This window comes from Kitasatospora sp. NPDC088346 (genome assembly GCF_044740765.1).
Taxonomy (GTDB): Bacteria; Actinomycetota; Actinomycetes; order Streptomycetales; family Streptomycetaceae; genus Kitasatospora.
The window spans coordinates 285,193-301,030 of the sequence record NZ_JBIURH010000002.1; the positions used below are offsets into that span (position 1 = coordinate 285,193).

Sequence of the window (15,838 nt, forward strand, 5' to 3'; positions counted from 1 at the left end):
TCGCTACAGTGAGCGGGTGCGATTGATGGTGGAGTTCACGACAGAACCGTTCGAGCTGGACAGCTTCCCGGACCACGCCAAGGCGGCTCGCCGGGTCGTGGACGAAGCCGGCCTCGCCGTCTCGGTGGGCCCCTTCGGCACCAGCGCCGAGGGCGACGCCGAGCAGACCCTGGCGGCCGTGACCCGGCTGCTCCGCGAGACCCTGGACGCCGGGGCGACCCGGATCTCCGTCCAGGTCAGCGTGCTCGACGACAACCAGACCCCGGAAGGAGTGGGTACGCAGTGAGCAACTCCCTGGAACACCCGCTCACCGCGGCGATAAAGCCGCTGCTCGACGCGGTCGGCGCGACCGCCGTCGAGGTCCGCGAGGCGCGGCCCGACGACGTCCTGCTGGAGTGGGACGGCGCGCCGGCGCTGGCCGTCCGGCTGCCGCACCTCAGCAGCGCACTGGACCGGCTGCTGGCCGAGATGGCCCGCCAGTTCGACGGCCGCCCGCTGGCCGAGCTCGACCGCGCCGACAAGCAGCGCGTGGTCGCCCTGCTGGAGGAGCGCGGTGCGTTCACCGTGCGACACGGCGTCGAGACGGTGGCCTCGGCGCTGGGCGTCAGCCGGTTCACGGTGTACAACTACCTGAACCGCCAGGACGGCAGGTAGGAGCGGGCCCCGGCCGGTTTCGCCCCAGTCTGTCCCGCCGCCGCGCCGGGCACACTTGGCGAATCGCACACGACGTGCGGCGGTATCGGGCCCCGGCTCGAAACGTAACCACCAACCGTTCAACAAAGTGTTGACGGGCCGGGGTGGTGGATCTAGCTTGTGCGGGTGGCACCACTCTTCAGGAGGTCCACCCGTGACCAATCACCCCCATCCGTCCCCCGCGGCGCTCGGGACACTGTCGGCGGCCCCGGCCGCCGAACTGCGTGAGACGCTGCTGGAGATCTGCTCCAGCCCCGGCTGGGCCGCCTCGGTCGCGGCCACCCGGCCGTGGTCCGACCGGGACGCGCTGCTGGCCGCCAACGCGGCGGCCATGGCCGCGCTCACCCCCGCCGACCTGGCCGACGCGATGGCCGGCCACGCCCGGATCGGCAAGCCCCGGACGGGCGACGCCACCTCCGAGCGCGAGCAGGCCGGCATCCGGGGAGTGGACTCCGCGCTCCTCGACGACCTGCACGAGGCGAACGCCGCCTACGAGGCGAAGTTCGGCCACGTGTTCCTGATCTGCGCGACCGGCCGCACCGCGGCCACCATGCTCGCCTCCCTCCGTGAGCGGTTCCCGAACGACGCCGCCACCGAGGCGGAGATCGTCCGCGGCGAGCTGCGCAAGATCAACGACATTCGCATCAACCGTCTGCTCGACGAGTCCTGAGCCCGTCGACGGCGAGTCAACTCCTGCCATCAGTAAGGTCATTCAACCCATGACTGGCATCTCCACGCATGTACTCGACACCAGCCTCGGCCGCCCGGCCGAAGGTGTCCCGGTCGAGCTCGCACTGCACACCGAGGGTGGCTGGAAGGTGCTCGGCACCTCCGCCACGGACTCCGACGGCCGGGCCAGGGACCTGCCGGCCGTGGAGGCGGGCTCGGTCGTCCGGCTCCTGTTCGACACGGCCGCGTACTACGCCGCCACCGCCGACCAGGCGCCGTTCTTCCCCGAGGTCTCGATCGTCTTCACGGTCGCGCCCGCGCAGCACCACTACCACGTGCCGCTGCTGCTCAGCCCGTTCGGATACTCGGTCTACCGCGGAAGCTAGACCGCTTCAAGCTTAGGAGCCAGCCATGGCCCACGTGCTCGGACAGAACCAGTACGGCAAGGCGGAGAACCGCATCGTCCGGGTCTACCGTGACTCGACCCGTCACGAGATCAAGGACCTGAACGTCTCGGTCGCCCTCTCCGGCGAGTTCGACGACGTCCACCTCACCGGCTCCAACGCCAACTGCCTGCCCACCGACACCACCAAGAACACCGTGTACGCCTTCGCGAAGGAGCACGGGATCGAGTCGGCCGAGGCCTTCGGCATCACGCTGGCGCGGCACTTCGTCGACAACACCCCGCCGGTGCACCGGGCCCGGATCCGGATCGAGGAGTACACCTGGGACCGGATCAGGACGCCGGACAGCTCGGCGCGCTTCATCGGTTCCGAGGAGGTCGGCCACTCGTTCGTCCGCAACGGCGGTGAGGTCCGCACCTGCGAGGTCGTCTACGACGGCGAGAGCGTCCAGGTGATCTCCGGGCTCAAGGAACTGACCGTCATGAACTCCACCAACTCGGAGTTCTGGGGCTACATCAAGGACAAGTACACCACCCTCCAGGAGGCGTACGACCGCATCCTGGCCACCCAGGTCACCGCCCGCTGGAAGTACGCCTACAGCGGTCGCGACGGCGAGGCCCAGCCCAACTGGAACCGCTCCTACACCCACGTGCGGCGCCACATGCTGGAGGCCTTCGCCGAGACCTACTCCTACTCGCTGCAGCAGACCCTGCACGCGATGGGCACCCGGGTCCTCAACAACCGCGCCGAGGTGGACGAGGTCCGCCTGGAGCTGCCGAACAAGCACCACTTCCTGGTCGACCTGGCGCCGTTCGGCCTCAAGAACGAGAACGAGGTCTACTACGCCGCCGACCGGATGTACGGCCTGATCGAGGGCACCGTGCACCGCGAGGGCGTCGTCCCGGTCATCCCGGTCGCCTGAGGCGCCCCCGTGACCGCCGTCCGTCGCCGCAGCACCCTCCGGCCCCCGCGGGCCGGACGGTCCCGGACGGCATGCACCGCCCGTAACGCCAGTACCACCTGCACGACCGCTTTCTCCACCCCCACCCACCGGAGATCGTGCCCGCCTCACGGCGGCCGCCCCGGGGAGCTGGAGGGACCGGCCGAGGGACCCTTGCACCGCCGTCCCGCCCTCGGCCGAGGCGAGTTCCGCCGGTCCACTCCAGCGCCACGGGCGCGTCGGGAGCCACGGGCACAAGAGGGGCTCGACATGGCACTGCGCTCGACCAGCACCGCAGACGGCGGTTCCACCCCTGACAGACCTTCGCGCCCGGACGGCACGTCCGGCCTCCCCGGCACCCCGTCCGGCCCGAAGGCCGTCCACCCCGTGGACGAGCTGCTGCCCCCGGTGAAGCTGTTCAGCACCGGTCTGCAGCACGTCGCCGCGATGTACGCGGGCGTCGTCGCGCCCCCGCTCATCGTCGGCGCCGGCGTGGGCCTGTCCCCCGCCGAGCTCGCCCTGCTCATCTCGGCCAGTCTGTTCACCGCGGGCCTGGCCACCCTGCTCCAGACCCTGGGCATCTGGCGGATCGGCGCCCGGCTGCCGTTCGTGAACGGCGTCTCGTTCGCCGGCGTCGCCCCGATGCTCGCCGTCGCCAAGGAGGAAGGCCCGCAGGACGCCCTACCGGTGATCTTCGGCGCGGTGATCGTCGCGGGGCTCCTGTGCTTCCTCGCGGCGCCGTACTTCTGCAAGCTGATCAGGTTCTTCCCACCGGTCGTGCAGGGCACCGTGATCACCCTCATCGGGGTCTCGCTGCTTCCGGTGGCGGTCAACTGGGCCCGCGGCGGAGCGCCCGGCGCACCCGGCTACGGGTCGGTGCGGGCGATCGGCCTGGCCGCCCTCACCCTGGCGGCGGTCGTGCTCTGCACCAGGCTGCTCCGCGGCTTCTGGCAGCAGCTCGCGCTGCTGATCGGGCTGGCGCTGGGCACCGCCCTGGCCTTCCCGCTCGGCCTGGCCGACTTCGGGCCGGTCGGGGACGCGAAGGTGTTCGCGCTCCCGTCGCCGTTCCACTTCGGGGCGCCGGTCCTCGACGCCGCGGCGATCGCCTCGATGTGCATCGTCATGGTGGTCTCGATGACCGAGTCCACCGCCGACATGCTGGCCCTCGGGAAGATCGTCGACCGCGAGGCCGACGAACGGACCCTGGCCGCCGGCCTGCGCGCCGACGGTCTGGCCACCGCCGTGAGCCCGGTCTTCAACGGCTTCGCGGCCAGTGCCTTCGCCCAGAACATCGGGCTGGTGGCGCTGACCAACATCCGCAGCCGCTTCGTGGTCGCGGCCGGCGGCGGGATCCTGATCCTGCTGGGCCTGTTCCCGGTCCTCGGGTCGCTGGTCTCGCTGGTGCCGCAGCCCGTCCTCGGCGGCGCCGGGATCGTGCTCTTCGGCACCGTCGCGGCGAGCGGCATCCGCACCCTCGCCGAGGCGGGCATGGAGTCCGGCGCCAACACCGTCCTGGTGTCGGTCTCGCTCGGGGTAGGCATCATCCCGATCGCCGTGCCCACCTTCTACGACGCCTTCCCGGAGGCCGTCCGGACCCTGATGCACTCCGGAATCTCGGCCGGCTGCGTGATGGCCGTCCTGCTCAACCTGCTCTTCCACCACGTCGGCGATGCCCGCCGGTCCCCGACCGCCGAGCCGCCCGGCGCGGCGGTGTCAACGGCGACACCGTCCTGATCGGTGGGGGGCGCGCACCGCTCGCCCGCGCGCCCCCCACCTCGCCCCCATAGGAGTCACACCATGGCAGTCCAGCCCCCGCCCGCCGACCAGCGGATCGTGATCGAGAACGTCGCCGTCGCCACCGTCGACGCGAACGACACCGAGTACGCCCGCGGCCACGTGGTCATCCTCGGCAACCTGATCGAGTCGGTCGGCGACGGCCCCGCGCCGCAGTGGCTGGACAACGTGGTGCGCCGGATCAACGGCGAGGGCCACCTGATCACCCCCGGCCTGGTCAACACCCACCACCACTTCTACCAGTGGATCACCCGCGGCCTGGCCCAGGACACCATCCTGTTCGACTGGCTGGTCGCGCTCTACCCGACCTGGGCCCGGATCGACGACCGCCTGGTGCACGCCGCCTCCCAGGGCTCGGCGGCCGCTCTGCTCAAGTCCGGCTGTACGACCGCCAGCGACCACCACTACGTCTTCCCGAAGGACGGCGGCGACATCCTCGGCGCCTCCATCGAGGCCGTCCAGGAGCTGGGCCTGCGCTTCACCGCGCTGCGCGGCTCGATGTCCCGCGGCAAGAGCGACGGCGGGCTGCCGCCGGACTTCGCCGTGGAGCGGACCGAGGACATCCTGATCGCCTCCGAGGCCGCCGTGGACACGTACCACGACTCGTCCTTCGGCTCGATGCTGCACGTGGCGATCGCGCCCTGCTCCCCCTTCTCGGTCACCACCGACCTGATGCGCGAGGCCGCCGAGCTGGCCCGCCGCAAGGGCGTGCGCCTGCACACCCACGGCTCCGAGACGGCCGAGGAGGAGGAGTTCTGCAAGGAGCTCTTCGGCATGGGCCCGACCGACTACTTCGAGTCGGTCGGCTGGCTCGGCGAGGACGTCTGGATGGCGCACTGCGTCCACATGAACGACTCCGACATCGCCAAGTTCGCCGAGACCGGCACCGGTGTGGCGCACTGCCCGTCCTCCAACGCCCGTCTCGCGGCCGGCATCGCCCGCGTCCCCGACATGCTCAGGGCCGGCGTGCCCGTCGGGCTCGGCGTGGACGGCACCGCCTCCAACGAGTCCGGCGAGCTCGGCACCGAGCTGCGCAACGCGCTGCTGATCAACCGGCTGCACGGCCGCCCCGACGCACTCACCGCGCGCGGCGCGCTGCGCCTGGGCACCATGGGCGGCGCCCGCGTGCTCGGCCGCCAGGCCGAGATCGGCTCCATCGAGGCCGGCAAGCTCGCCGACCTGGCGCTGTGGAAGGTCGACGGCATCATGCACTCGTCCATCGCCGACCCGGTCGCCGCCCTCACGATGGGCGCCCTGCCGCCGCTGACCGCGCTGTTCGTCAACGGCAACGCCGTGGTCGAGCAGGGCACCCTGACCACCGTCAACGAGGACCGGATCGCGCTGGCCTGCGCCCGCGCCGCCAAGGAGCTCGCCTCCCGGGTCTGATCCCCCACCGACTCCGGTGCCACGCCCGGGACGGCACGGCACCGGATCCTCGACCGGCCCCACCGGCCGGCGAGGGCGCGGCCCCGGACCCACGGCGAGGGTCCGGGGCCGCGCTGCACCGCCACCGCCCCGCGCATGGAAACCGGCCAGATTCGGGCTCTCGGGCCCGCGCCCCTGGCGAGCGCCCGGTACACGATGCCGTTCACGCTGGCGGAGCAGCAGGCCCGCAGCCGCTGGCAACGCTTCCAGGACTGCGTCGATGCGGCCAAGGCCGGCGGGTACACCGTTCCGGCCGGCCACCGCACGGTGGTCGTCACCAACGTCTCGATCGACTGGTGGGGCAGCCCCGGCGCCGTCTACCTGGACGGCACCGGGCTGGGCTCGGTCTCGGTCGCCCACGAGCTGCTGCACGGCTACGGCCTCGGTCACTCCTTCTCCAACGACACGGGCTACCGGAACGCGCCGTGGTCCCAGCCCGGCGAGTACGACGACCCGTGGGACGAGATGAGCGCCGCCAACGTGTACGGGAGCGGCTGGAACGGCACGTACGGCAGCACGCTGCCGGTCGGGCTGGTCGGCTACCAGCTGGACCGGCTCGGCTGGACCGACCGCACCCGGGTCGCCACCGCCGGGTCGGGCTGGAGCACGCGCACCCTGACCTCCTTCCAGAGCCCGGACGCGAGCAGCCCGCAACTCCTGCGGGTGCCGATCGGAACGGACCCGTTCCACTACTACACCGTGGAGTTCACCCGGAAGCTCGGCTACTCGGCCGGCATCCCCGCCGACCTGGTGCTGATCCACGAGATCGTCAACGGCACGCCGTACCTCCAGCGCACCCTGGACGGCGGCGCCCGGCTGCCGCTCTCCGCGCTGAACGCCAACGGCGTCTCGATCTCCGCCACCATCAGCGGTGCCACCGCCTCGGTCACCGTCTACACCGCCTCCTCGACCCCGGTCTACGGGCCCAACACCTGCGTCGGCGGCTACGTCTGGCGCGAGGGCGACGTCCGCGACTACGCCTGCGTGACCGGCGCGACCCGGTTGCAGACCGCTGCCGACAACGCCGCCCGGACCAGCCGCTGGGTGAACGGCCCCTATGGCCCGCACACCTGCGTCAACGGCTACGTCTGGCGCGAGGCCTGGCCCGGTGACGACGTCTGCGTGACCGGCGCGGTCCGCGCCCAGGCCGCCGCCGACAACGCGGCCACGGCGTCCCGGGTCCTGCACCCCTGAACACGCCGCCTCCCCGGACCCGTCGAGGGTCCGGGGAGGCGGCCTGCGGGCCTTCGGCCTCACAGCCTCGTCTTTCCGCCCTCCTGGTACTTCGGGACGACCGGCGCGATGCCGCCCGGGCCGGTGACGGGTCCGGTGTGCCACAGGGTCGGCGAGCCGGCCAGCTCGCCGAAGTCGTAGGCGGTCTCGGCGTGGAAGGCCTGGTCGACCCCGGAGGTCTCGTCGTCCTCGCTCGCCCGGAAGCCCACGGTCAGGTCGACGACCTTGGCGAGGATCCAGGAGACGACGAACGAGAAGGCCATCACCGAGAAGGCGCCGACCGCCTGCCGGCCCAGCTGGCCGAGGCCGGCACGGCCGCCGGTGGCCAGCACGCCGACCAGCAGGGTGCCGACGACGCCGCCGACCAGGTGGACGCCGACGACGTCCAGCGAGTCGTCGTAGCCCAGCCTGAACTTGAGGCCGACCGCCGTCGAGCACAGGACGCCGGCGACGAGGCCGATGAGGATCGCCCCGAACGCGTTGACGTGGGCCCCCGCCGGGGTGATGGCGACCAGGCCGGACACCGCGCCGGAGGCGGCGCCCATCGTGGTGAACGCGCCCTGCCTGAGCCGCTCGTACGCCAGCCAGCCGATCATCGCGGCGCCCGTCGCCACCTGCGTGTTCATCGCCATGTTCGCGGCCGTTCCGTTCGCGGCGAGGGCGGATCCGGCATTGAACCCGAACCAGCCGAACCAGAGCAGTCCGGCGCCCAGCATCACCAGCGGCAGGCTGTGCGGCCGCATCGGCTCCTTGGTGAAGCCGATCCGCCTGCCGACCACCAGGACCGCGGCGAGCGCGCCGACGCCCGCGTTGATGTGGACGGCCGTACCGCCCGCGAAGTCGATCACGTCAAGCCTGAACAGCCATCCGTCCGCCTGCCACACCCAGTGCGCGACCGGGAAGTAGACGAAGGTGACCCAGAGCGCGACGAACAGCACCCAGGCGCTGAACTTCGCGCGGTCGGCCAGCGCACCGCTCATCAGCGCGGGCGTGATGACCGCGAACATCAGCTGGAAGAGGGCGAACGCGAAGACCGGAATCCCGCCGTCGGCCAGCAGGCTCTGCGGCCCGAAGCCCCGGAGGCCCACATGGCCGAGGTCGCCCAGCAGCCCGCCGCCGAGGTCGTCGCCGAAGGTGAGCGAGTACCCGTAGAGCACCCACAGCACGCTGACGACACCGAGCGAGACGAAGGACATCATCAGCATGCTCAGCGCGCTCTTCACCCGCACCATGCCGCCGTAGAAGAACGCCAGGCCCGGCGTCATCAGCATGACCAGTGCGGCACTGATCAGAACGAAGGCGGTATCTGCGCCGTTCACTGTCGAAATCTCCTCAGGGACAGGCCCGCCCGGATCGTCCGGTGCGGGGTCGGGGTGGTGGTGGGCGCCGGCCGGTCGCCCGGGTGCCCGGCGGCGCCGGTGGGACCGGCCCTACCGGCCGGCGCGGGCCGCAAGTGCCTGCCTCGCACCGGGGTTCAGCGGGACCGGTCCGGTCTCCGCTGCCGTGTCGGTGCCGATCTCCCTGGCCGCGGCGTTCGCCCGCTCCAGCTCGGCCCGGTGGTCGAGGACCAGGTCGACGATCCTCCCGGCCAGTTCGGGGTCGAAGCCCTTCTTCACCAGCAGCAGGTTGGGCACCGCCACGGTCGGGACGTCGGCCGGCTGCCGGTAGACCGAGGCCGGCACGGTGCCGGGTCGGTAGACCTCGCCGTACTGCTTCTGCAACACCCCCAGCTGCGGGGAGACGTCGAGGAAGCGGACCTTGTCCCCCAGCGTGGTGGTCAGGTCGGTGATCCCGCCGGTGGGCAGACCGCCGGACCAGAAGAGGGCGTCCACGGTGCCGTCCTTCATCGCGTCGACCGTCTCCGGCAGTCCGAGGCGCTGCGCCTTCACGTCCTTGTCGGCATCGAGTCCGGCCGCCTGAAGGATCCGACGGGCGATCACCTCCGTGCCGGATCCGGGCGAGCCGGTGGAGACCCGCCGGCCCCGCAGGTCCGCCACGGAGGCGATGCCGGAGTCGGTGCGGACCAGCACCTGGGTGTAGTTCGGGTAGAGCCGGGCGAGCGCCTCCACGGGCTGCCGCTGCGAGAAGGAGCCGGAGCCGTTCACCGCGTCGCCGGCGGTGTCCATCAGGGCGAAGGCCACGTCGTAGCTGCCCGACACGAGACCCTGGACGTTCTGCACGGACGCCCCCGTGGCCGTCGCGGTCGCCCGGTAGCCCTTGATGTCGTCCGAGATCAACTGAGCCAGGCTGCCGCCCAGTTGGTAGTAGACGCCGGTGGTGTTGCCGGTCGCGACGGTCAGCCGGCCACCACCGGCCGAATCACCCCCGCGGGCCGCCGCACCGGACTGTCTGCCGCCGCAGGCCGCCACGGTCAGGACCACCACGCAGGCGGCGGCGAAGCGAAGGGCACGGTGACGGACGTACTTCATGAGGAGGTGTTTCCTTTCGGGAGGGACGACGGGTCGCGCGGGCCGTCGGCGGCGCCCGCCGTCGAGCGGCGGCGCAGCAGGTGACCTCCGACGGCGGCGGCGAGCAGCAGCGCACCGGCGGTGATCGAGACCGGCTCCAGGTAGAGCAGGAGGAGGGCGGCGCCCGCGCAGAGCCCGCGTTCGGTCACGGAGGCCGGCCCGAGCAGCCGACCGCCGGTCGCCGCGGCCAGCGCGGCCACCGCGACGGCGGAGACGGCCGTGGTCCAGGCGATGTCGACGAGCGGGCCCTGCCCCAGCAGGTGCGCTCCGTTGTCGGTCAGGACGAAGGAGAACGGCACCAGGAAGGCGGGCAGCGCGTACTTCCAGGTCTGCGTCATCGTCCGGATCGGGCTGCCGCCCGTGATGGCGGCGGCCGCGGCGGCGGCCAGTGCCGTGGGAGGCGTCACCTCGGACAGCACGGCGTAGTAGAAGATGAACATGTACGCCTCGGGGGTGGCCACCCCGAGCGAGGTCATCGCCGGTGCGATGATCACCGCGGAGATGATGAACGAGGCCGTCACCGGCACCGCCAGCCCCAGCACCGACACCGCCACGGCGGCGAGCAGCACCGTCAGGGTGAGCCGCACCGTCGGGTCGCCGCCGAGGACGCCCGCGGCGTCCACGATGATCGCCGCGAGGTTGAGGCCGAGCCCGGTCTGGGTCACCACCGCGACGACGATCCCGGCCGCCGCGCAGGTCGCCACCACCGGCAGCACCGACCTGCAGCCCTCGGCGAGCGCCGTGTAGAGCCGTCTCGGGGTCAGCCGGTGCCTCGGGTCGAGGAAGGACAGGGCGAACTGCAGCACGGTGGCGCCGACCACGGCCTTGAACGGCGGCAGGCCCGCGGCCATGAAGCCGATGATCAGGAACAGTGAGAGGAAGTGGTAGCCGAACCTCGCCAGCAGCCGCAGCACCGGCTCACGCTCCACGTCGACCGCCCGGGTGAGGGACCTGCGGGCGTCGATCTCGACCGCCAGCAGGATGCCCAGGTAGTACAGGACGGTGGGGATGGTGGCGTAGAGCAGCACCGTGAGGTAGCCGACCCGCAGGTACTCGGCGATGACGAACGCCGCGGCGCCCAGGGTCGGCGGGGAGAGGATCGCCCCGATCCCGGCGGCGGCGAGGATCCCGCCGCCCTGCTCCCTGCTGTAGCCGGCCCGGCGCAGCAGCGGCCAGGCGACCGAGCCGAGGCTCACCGCGGTCGCGGCGCCGGAGCCGGAGACCGTGCCGAGCAGGAAGCCCGCGACCGTCACGGTACGCCCCGGGGCGCTCCGCGAGCCGCGGAAGGCGGCGAACGACAGGTCGATGAAGAACCTGCCCGCGCCGGAGAGTTCGAGGACGGAGCCGTAGATCGTGAACAGCACGATGTAGGTCGCCGCCACGCTCAGGGGCACGCCGTAGAACCCGTCGGTGCCCATGAAGAGGTTGGCGACGATCGCGTCGACGTCGAACCCGCCGTGCGCCAGCGACCACTCGTACGGGAGCAGCCCCCCGTAGTAGGCGTAGAGCAGGAAGGCCACGCAGAACGCCGGGAGCGTCCAGCCGGTGGTCCGCCGGCACGCTTCCAGGACCAGGAGCAGCAGCAGGAACCCGGCCACCGTGTCGGTGGTGGTGGGCAGTTGACGCCGCTCCAGGAAGCCGTCGAAGTCGGCCAACGGGTAGAGGCAGACGGCCACCGCGACGGCGGCCAGCAACCAGTCGCACACCCCCGGGTCGTCCCGCTCCGGACGGCCGCCGCGGGCGGCCGTCCGGAGCCAGGGGAGCCTGGCCGCCGGCGTCCGCAGCCCCGCGCGGTGCGTGAGGAAGCACAGCGGCAGCGCGGCGGCCAGGAAGACCGTCAGGTAGTACTGGGTGCCCCTGGCCGGCGGGAGGAAGACCGACAGGAGCACGAAGACCGACAGCGCCGCGCAGATCGCCGACACCGCCGCGAGAACGGGCGGCGAGAGCCTGCGCATCGGGCGCTCCTGGTCGTACGCGGCGACCAGCTCCTCGACGCTCGGCCGGCCGGTGCCGGGCTCCCCCGCCGGGTCGGCCGGATCCGGCGCCCCTGCGGTGGGTGCGCGTTCGTGCGGGCGTGGAATTCGATCGGACAACGGAATTGGTCCTTTTCTCTCCGCAGGCCCGGCGGAACCGATTGCGGACGCCGGCGTGCTGCGCCAGCCCATCAGCAGAGGATTGTGATCGGCAAGCCGACAATCCACCGGGGCCTCGAACTCTCGGTCCACCGCCGGTATGTCTTCGGTACCCGGGACCGAAACACATCGGCCTCCCCGGGCGACTGTCGGCGGCCTCTCGGGGAACCGATCACCGTGCCGCCGGTAACGCGGAAGCCTCCTCAGGTGCCCTTGTGCCGCAAGGCGCTGCCGCCCGATCGGGCGGACGGACGGAGGCGTCCCGCTGCGGTGACGACCTACCGAAAGAATTGTCGGGGAGAGCCGGAATCCCCCGGCCGATTCACCCGGAGATTAGGATCGGCGGCCCGTTTCCGGTTTCTTCCCGGCTTCCGTCCTGATGGAATCGGCCCTGCCATCGGGCCGTCCGAGGGGAAATGAGCAGCAGCATGGGAACGACATCAGGAGCCGCCGCGGTGAAACCGCGGAAAGAGGTCGCAGCGGCGGGTGGGGGCCCTCCGGCCGCCGACCGCGTCCGGTCGGCGGCCGGGACGAGCGGGCCGGACGACGCCGGGGAACACCGGGCGCTCTTCGACTCCTTCACGAAGGACGCGCAGGGCCGGATCTCCCGTACCGAGATCACCGAGCGCCTGCGGCAGGCGGGCATCACCCTCGACGACCCTCGGTTCAGGGACGTCGGGGACGTGCCCGGCGAGGCGCCCGCGGACGGTCAGGGCCTGGACCTCGCCGGGTTCACCAGGCTCTGCCGGCGCAACCAGGGGCTGCTCGCCCGCGCCGTCACCGGTGAGCTCGTCATCCCGGACTTCCCGTCCTTCGTGGCCGACCTCACCGGGATCTACCAGGATCTGCTGTCCGACCGGCGGGGATCGGTGGCCGACTACATCCCGCAGCTGAAGCGGGTGCCGCCGGACCGGTTCGCGGTCGCCGTCTGCACGGTGGACGGGCAGCGGTTCAGCATCGGCGACGCCGGTGTGGGTTTCTGCGTGCAGTCCGTCTGCAAACCGGTCAACTACGCCCTCACCCTGGAGGAGCACGGCGCGGACCTGGTCCACCGGCACGTCGGCCGGGAACCGAGCGGGCGGGGTTTCAACGAGCTGTCGGTCAACGGGGACGGGCTTCCGCACAACCCGATGATCAACTCCGGTGCCATCATGAGCTGCGCGCTGATCAAGCCGGAGCTCGCCATCGCCGACCGCTTCGACTACGTCGCCGACACCTGGCGCGCGCTGTCGGGCGGCAGCCCGGTCGGCTTCAACAACGCCGTCTACCTGTCGGAGCGGCAGACCGCCGACCGCAACTTCGCGCTCGGCTACTTCATGCGCGAGCACGGCGCGTTCCCGGACGGCACCGACCTGATCGAGACCCTGGAGTTCTACTTCCAGTGCTGCTCGGTCGAGCTCGACGCCGGCGGGCTGTCCTCGGTCGCCGCCACCCTGGCCAACGGCGGGGTCGTGCCGCTCACCAACGACCGGGTCTTCTCGAACGGCTCGGTCCAGAAGTGCCTCTCGCTGATGTCCTCGTGCGGCATGTACGACTACTCCGGCGAGTTCGCCTTCACCATCGGGCTGCCGGCCAAGAGCGGGGTGTCCGGCGCGCTGATGCTGGTGATCCCGCAGGTCATGGGCATCGCCATCTGGTCACCCCGGCTGGACCAGCTGGGCAACTCGGTGCGCGGCATCGAGTTCTGCCGCCGGCTGGTCGAGAAGTACAACTTCCACATCTACGACTCGCTGGTGGCCGGCGACCGTGACGGCCGGCGGGACCCCCGTCTGCAACGGAACCAGAGCACCGCCGACGGCACGGTCCGCCTGCTCTGGGCCGCGAGCACCGGCGACCTGGACGGCGTCCGCGCCTCCCTCGCCTCGGGCGTCGCCGTCCGCGCCGGCGACTACGACGGCCGGACCGCGCTGCACCTGGCCGCCTCCGAAGGCCACCTCGACGTCGTCGGCTACCTGCTGGAGCAGGGGGCCGACACCACGGCCACCGACCGTTGGGGCGGCACCCCGCTGTCGGACGCCGAACTGGGCGGTCACACCGCCGTCGCCGAGGCGCTGCGCCGACCCGCCGACCGGCCCGCCGGATCCGTGCGGGCCGCCCGGCGCAGCGCCTGAGGGTGCCTTCCGCGCCCGACCCGAGACCAACCGCACACCTGCCGCGGCACATCCGTGCCGTCGGCACCACCTTCCCGAAGGGACCCACCATGAGTCACCGCGCCGAGTACATCTGGATCGACGGCACCACCCCGACCGCCAAGCTGCGTTCCAAGACCCGGATCCTGTCCGACTGGGACAACCTGCCGCGCTGGGGATTCGACGGCTCCAGCACCGGCCAGGCCGAGGGGCACGCCTCCGACCGGGTGCTGCAGCCGGTGTTCTCCTGCCCGGACCCGATCCGCGGCGGCGACAACCTCCTGGTGCTGTGCGAGGTCCTCGCCACCGACCTCAGCCCGCACGAGTCCAACAGCCGCGCGCGGCTGACCCCGGTCGCCGAGAGGTTCGCGAAGCAGCAGCCGCTGTTCGGCATCGAGCAGGAGTACACCCTCTTCAAGGGCGCCCGCCCGCTCGGCTTCCCCGAGGGTGGCTACCCGGCCCCGCAGGGCGGCTACTACTGCGGTGTCGGCGCCGAGGAGGTCTTCGGCCGCGAGATCGTCGAGCAGCACCTGGAGTACTGCCTCGCCGCGGGCCTCGGCATCAGCGGTATCAACGCCGAGGTCATGCCCGGCCAGTGGGAGTTCCAGGTCGGCCCGCTGTCGCCGCTGGACGTCGCCGACCAGCTGTGGATCGCACGCTGGCTGCTGCACCGCACCGCCGAGCAGTTCGGCGTCCGGGTCAGCCTCGACGCCAAGCCGGTCCCCGGCGACTGGAACGGCGCCGGCGCCCACACCAACTTCTCCACCCGGGCGATGCGGGAGGGCTACGACCCGATCATCACCGCCTGCGAGGCGCTGGGCACCGGGGGACGGCCCCTTGAGCACGTCAGCTCGTACGGCGTGGGCATCGAGTCCCGTCTGACCGGCCTGCACGAGACCGCCCCGTGGGACGCGTACAGCTACGGCGTGTCCGACCGTGGCGCGTCCGTCCGCATCCCGTGGCAGGTGGAGGTCGACAAGAAGGGCTACATCGAGGACCGCCGTCCGAACGCGAACGTCGACCCGTACGTGGTGACCCGGCTGATCACCGAGACCTGCTGCACCGCACTGGAACGCGCCCTCCAGGCCTGAGGCCCGCCGCGGCCCCGGCCCCGGTCCGGCTGCCCGGCCGGGGCGGGGCCGGGCGGGCGGGCGGGCGTGGACAGCCCCGGCGGGATGTCCTATATTCGGCCGATCCCTGCGCGTGATCAGCACCGCAGGCATCCCCGGGGGCGCTCCATGCACGATCTCACCGGCCGTCAACCCACCGATCCCCGACCGACGGCACCGGTCGTCCAGCCGGTGGAGCGGTCGTGAGCTACGGCACCTTCGCCCGGCTGGTCCGTGACCCCGCCCTCCCGTTCGGGAAGCGGGTGTCGAAGCTGCGTTCCTGCGTGCAGCTGTACCGGCCGCTCGGCTTCCACGCCACGCTCGACTTCCTGGAGTCCCGAGCCGGGCACTTCCAGCGGGACGAGGACGCGCTGCTGCGGGCCCTCGCCGAGCTCGACGCCAGCCGCGCCGCCTGGCACCGCGAACTGCACGCCTACGCCCTGGTGCGGCGGGCGGCGAAGCGGGCCGGGCAGCGCACCCCGCGGCGCGACGAGCGCAATCCGCACCTCTGCGACCGCTGGCACGCCGCCCCGAGGGAGGGTGCCCTGCACGCCGTCCGGTTCGCGCACCGCCGGCTGGCCGGCCCTGCGGCGCCCGGGCTGGACCACCTCGTCGCGACCTGCCTGGCCGGCGGGGGACGGCTGGACGGCGAGGGGCTGGCGGCGCTCGCCGCCCACCGGTCCGCCCTGCTGGACGACCGGTCGGCCGCGGAGTACCAGGACGCCGCGGCCTGGCGGCGCGCCAACGCCGAACTGACGCTCTGCCGACGGCTCTCGCTCGCGGCCGAGCTCTCCCACCCGACCGTGCCTTGAGCGGGCCGAGTCCGGGAGCGGGCCGGTCCG

The 15,838-nt window shown here is 72.1% G+C and carries 14 protein-coding genes; 11 read left to right on the plus strand and 3 right to left on the minus strand.

Annotated features, from left to right (window positions below):
• The first annotated feature begins 16 nt into the window (after positions 1 to 16).
• From ACIOFR_RS04855 to ACIOFR_RS04890, 8 genes are all read left to right on the plus strand, one after another.
• Positions 17 to 286, plus strand: a complete 270-nt coding sequence (locus tag ACIOFR_RS04855; protein ID WP_400992461.1) for a thiamine-binding protein — start codon at positions 17 to 19, stop codon at positions 284 to 286.
• Entirely contained in the window at positions 283 to 654 is a 372-nt protein-coding gene (locus ACIOFR_RS04860; RefSeq protein WP_400992462.1) for a helix-turn-helix domain-containing protein, read from the plus strand. The genes ACIOFR_RS04855 and ACIOFR_RS04860 overlap by 4 nt, the downstream gene beginning before the upstream one ends.
• Positions 655 to 847: 193 nt before the next feature.
• Complete coding sequence (gene uraD, locus ACIOFR_RS04865) at positions 848 to 1,363, plus strand: 2-oxo-4-hydroxy-4-carboxy-5-ureidoimidazoline decarboxylase (RefSeq protein ID WP_400992464.1); 516 nt, start codon at positions 848 to 850, stop codon at positions 1,361 to 1,363.
• A 49-nt stretch (positions 1,364 to 1,412) separates the two neighbouring features.
• On the plus strand, positions 1,413 to 1,748 hold the full coding sequence (gene uraH / locus ACIOFR_RS04870) for a hydroxyisourate hydrolase (RefSeq protein ID WP_400992465.1): 336 nt from the start codon (positions 1,413 to 1,415) through the stop codon (positions 1,746 to 1,748).
• A gap of 25 nt (positions 1,749 to 1,773) precedes the next feature.
• Positions 1,774 to 2,688 carry a factor-independent urate hydroxylase gene (gene pucL, locus ACIOFR_RS04875; RefSeq protein ID WP_400992467.1) on the plus strand — a complete coding sequence of 305 codons (915 nt, stop codon included), beginning with the start codon at positions 1,774 to 1,776 and terminating at the stop codon, positions 2,686 to 2,688.
• A 288-nt stretch (positions 2,689 to 2,976) separates the two neighbouring features.
• Positions 2,977 to 4,440 (plus strand): nucleobase:cation symporter-2 family protein, encoded by a 1,464-nt coding sequence (locus ACIOFR_RS04880; protein ID WP_400992468.1) that lies wholly within the window; start codon positions 2,977 to 2,979, stop codon positions 4,438 to 4,440.
• 63 nt (positions 4,441 to 4,503) lie between these two features.
• The gene (locus tag ACIOFR_RS04885) at positions 4,504 to 5,886 is read left to right on the plus strand and encodes an 8-oxoguanine deaminase (protein ID WP_400992470.1); all 1,383 of its coding nucleotides are present in this window, start codon (positions 4,504 to 4,506) and stop codon (positions 5,884 to 5,886) included.
• Positions 5,887 to 6,021: 135 nt separating this feature from the next.
• Positions 6,022 to 7,119, plus strand: a complete 1,098-nt coding sequence (locus tag ACIOFR_RS04890) for a hypothetical protein (RefSeq protein WP_400992472.1) — start codon at positions 6,022 to 6,024, stop codon at positions 7,117 to 7,119.
• Positions 7,120 to 7,178: 59 nt separating this feature from the next.
• On the opposite strand, the gene ACIOFR_RS04895 is transcribed toward ACIOFR_RS04890, so the two are convergent.
• From ACIOFR_RS04895 to ACIOFR_RS04905, 3 genes are all read right to left on the minus strand, one after another.
• Positions 7,179 to 8,477: an ammonium transporter gene (locus ACIOFR_RS04895; RefSeq protein WP_400992473.1), complete on the minus strand. Its 1,299-nt coding sequence runs from the start codon at positions 8,475 to 8,477 to the stop codon at positions 7,179 to 7,181.
• 111 nt (positions 8,478 to 8,588) lie between these two features.
• Complete coding sequence (locus ACIOFR_RS04900; protein WP_400992475.1) at positions 8,589 to 9,587, minus strand: TAXI family TRAP transporter solute-binding subunit; 999 nt, start codon at positions 9,585 to 9,587, stop codon at positions 8,589 to 8,591.
• On the minus strand, positions 9,584 to 11,719 hold the full coding sequence (locus ACIOFR_RS04905) for a TRAP transporter permease (RefSeq protein ID WP_400992477.1): 2,136 nt from the start codon (positions 11,717 to 11,719) through the stop codon (positions 9,584 to 9,586). Before ACIOFR_RS04905 ends, ACIOFR_RS04900 begins: the two co-directional genes overlap by 4 nt.
• Positions 11,720 to 12,213: 494 nt before the next feature.
• On the opposite strand from ACIOFR_RS04905, the gene glsA reads away from it, so the two are divergent.
• From glsA to ACIOFR_RS04920, 3 genes are all read left to right on the plus strand, one after another.
• Positions 12,214 to 13,869 carry a glutaminase A gene (gene glsA / locus ACIOFR_RS04910; protein WP_400992479.1) on the plus strand — a complete coding sequence of 552 codons (1,656 nt, stop codon included), beginning with the start codon at positions 12,214 to 12,216 and terminating at the stop codon, positions 13,867 to 13,869.
• An 89-nt stretch (positions 13,870 to 13,958) separates the two neighbouring features.
• Positions 13,959 to 14,978, plus strand: coding sequence for a glutamine synthetase GlnII (gene glnII / locus ACIOFR_RS04915; protein ID WP_400992481.1), 1,020 nt, complete (start codon positions 13,959 to 13,961; stop codon positions 14,976 to 14,978).
• 221 nt (positions 14,979 to 15,199) lie between these two features.
• On the plus strand, positions 15,200 to 15,808 hold the full coding sequence (locus ACIOFR_RS04920; RefSeq protein WP_400992482.1) for a hypothetical protein: 609 nt from the start codon (positions 15,200 to 15,202) through the stop codon (positions 15,806 to 15,808).
• Positions 15,809 to 15,838 lie beyond the last annotated feature (30 nt).

What these genes read in the sequence shown, in the direction of transcription:
- uraH (WP_400992465.1), top strand. Translation starts at nt 1,413, where the DNA reads ATGACTGGCATCTCCACGCATGTACTCGACACCAGCCTCGGCCGCCCG.
- pucL (WP_400992467.1), top strand. Translation starts at nt 1,774, where the DNA reads ATGGCCCACGTGCTCGGACAGAACCAGTACGGCAAGGCGGAGAACCGC.
- ACIOFR_RS04880 (WP_400992468.1), top strand. Translation starts at nt 2,977, where the DNA reads ATGGCACTGCGCTCGACCAGCACCGCAGACGGCGGTTCCACCCCTGAC.
- ACIOFR_RS04885 (WP_400992470.1), top strand. Translation starts at nt 4,504, where the DNA reads ATGGCAGTCCAGCCCCCGCCCGCCGACCAGCGGATCGTGATCGAGAAC.
- ACIOFR_RS04890 (WP_400992472.1), top strand. Translation starts at nt 6,022, where the DNA reads ATGGAAACCGGCCAGATTCGGGCTCTCGGGCCCGCGCCCCTGGCGAGC.
- ACIOFR_RS04900 (WP_400992475.1), bottom strand. Translation starts at nt 9,587, where the DNA reads ATGAAGTACGTCCGTCACCGTGCCCTTCGCTTCGCCGCCGCCTGCGTG.
- glnII (WP_400992481.1), top strand. Translation starts at nt 13,959, where the DNA reads ATGAGTCACCGCGCCGAGTACATCTGGATCGACGGCACCACCCCGACC.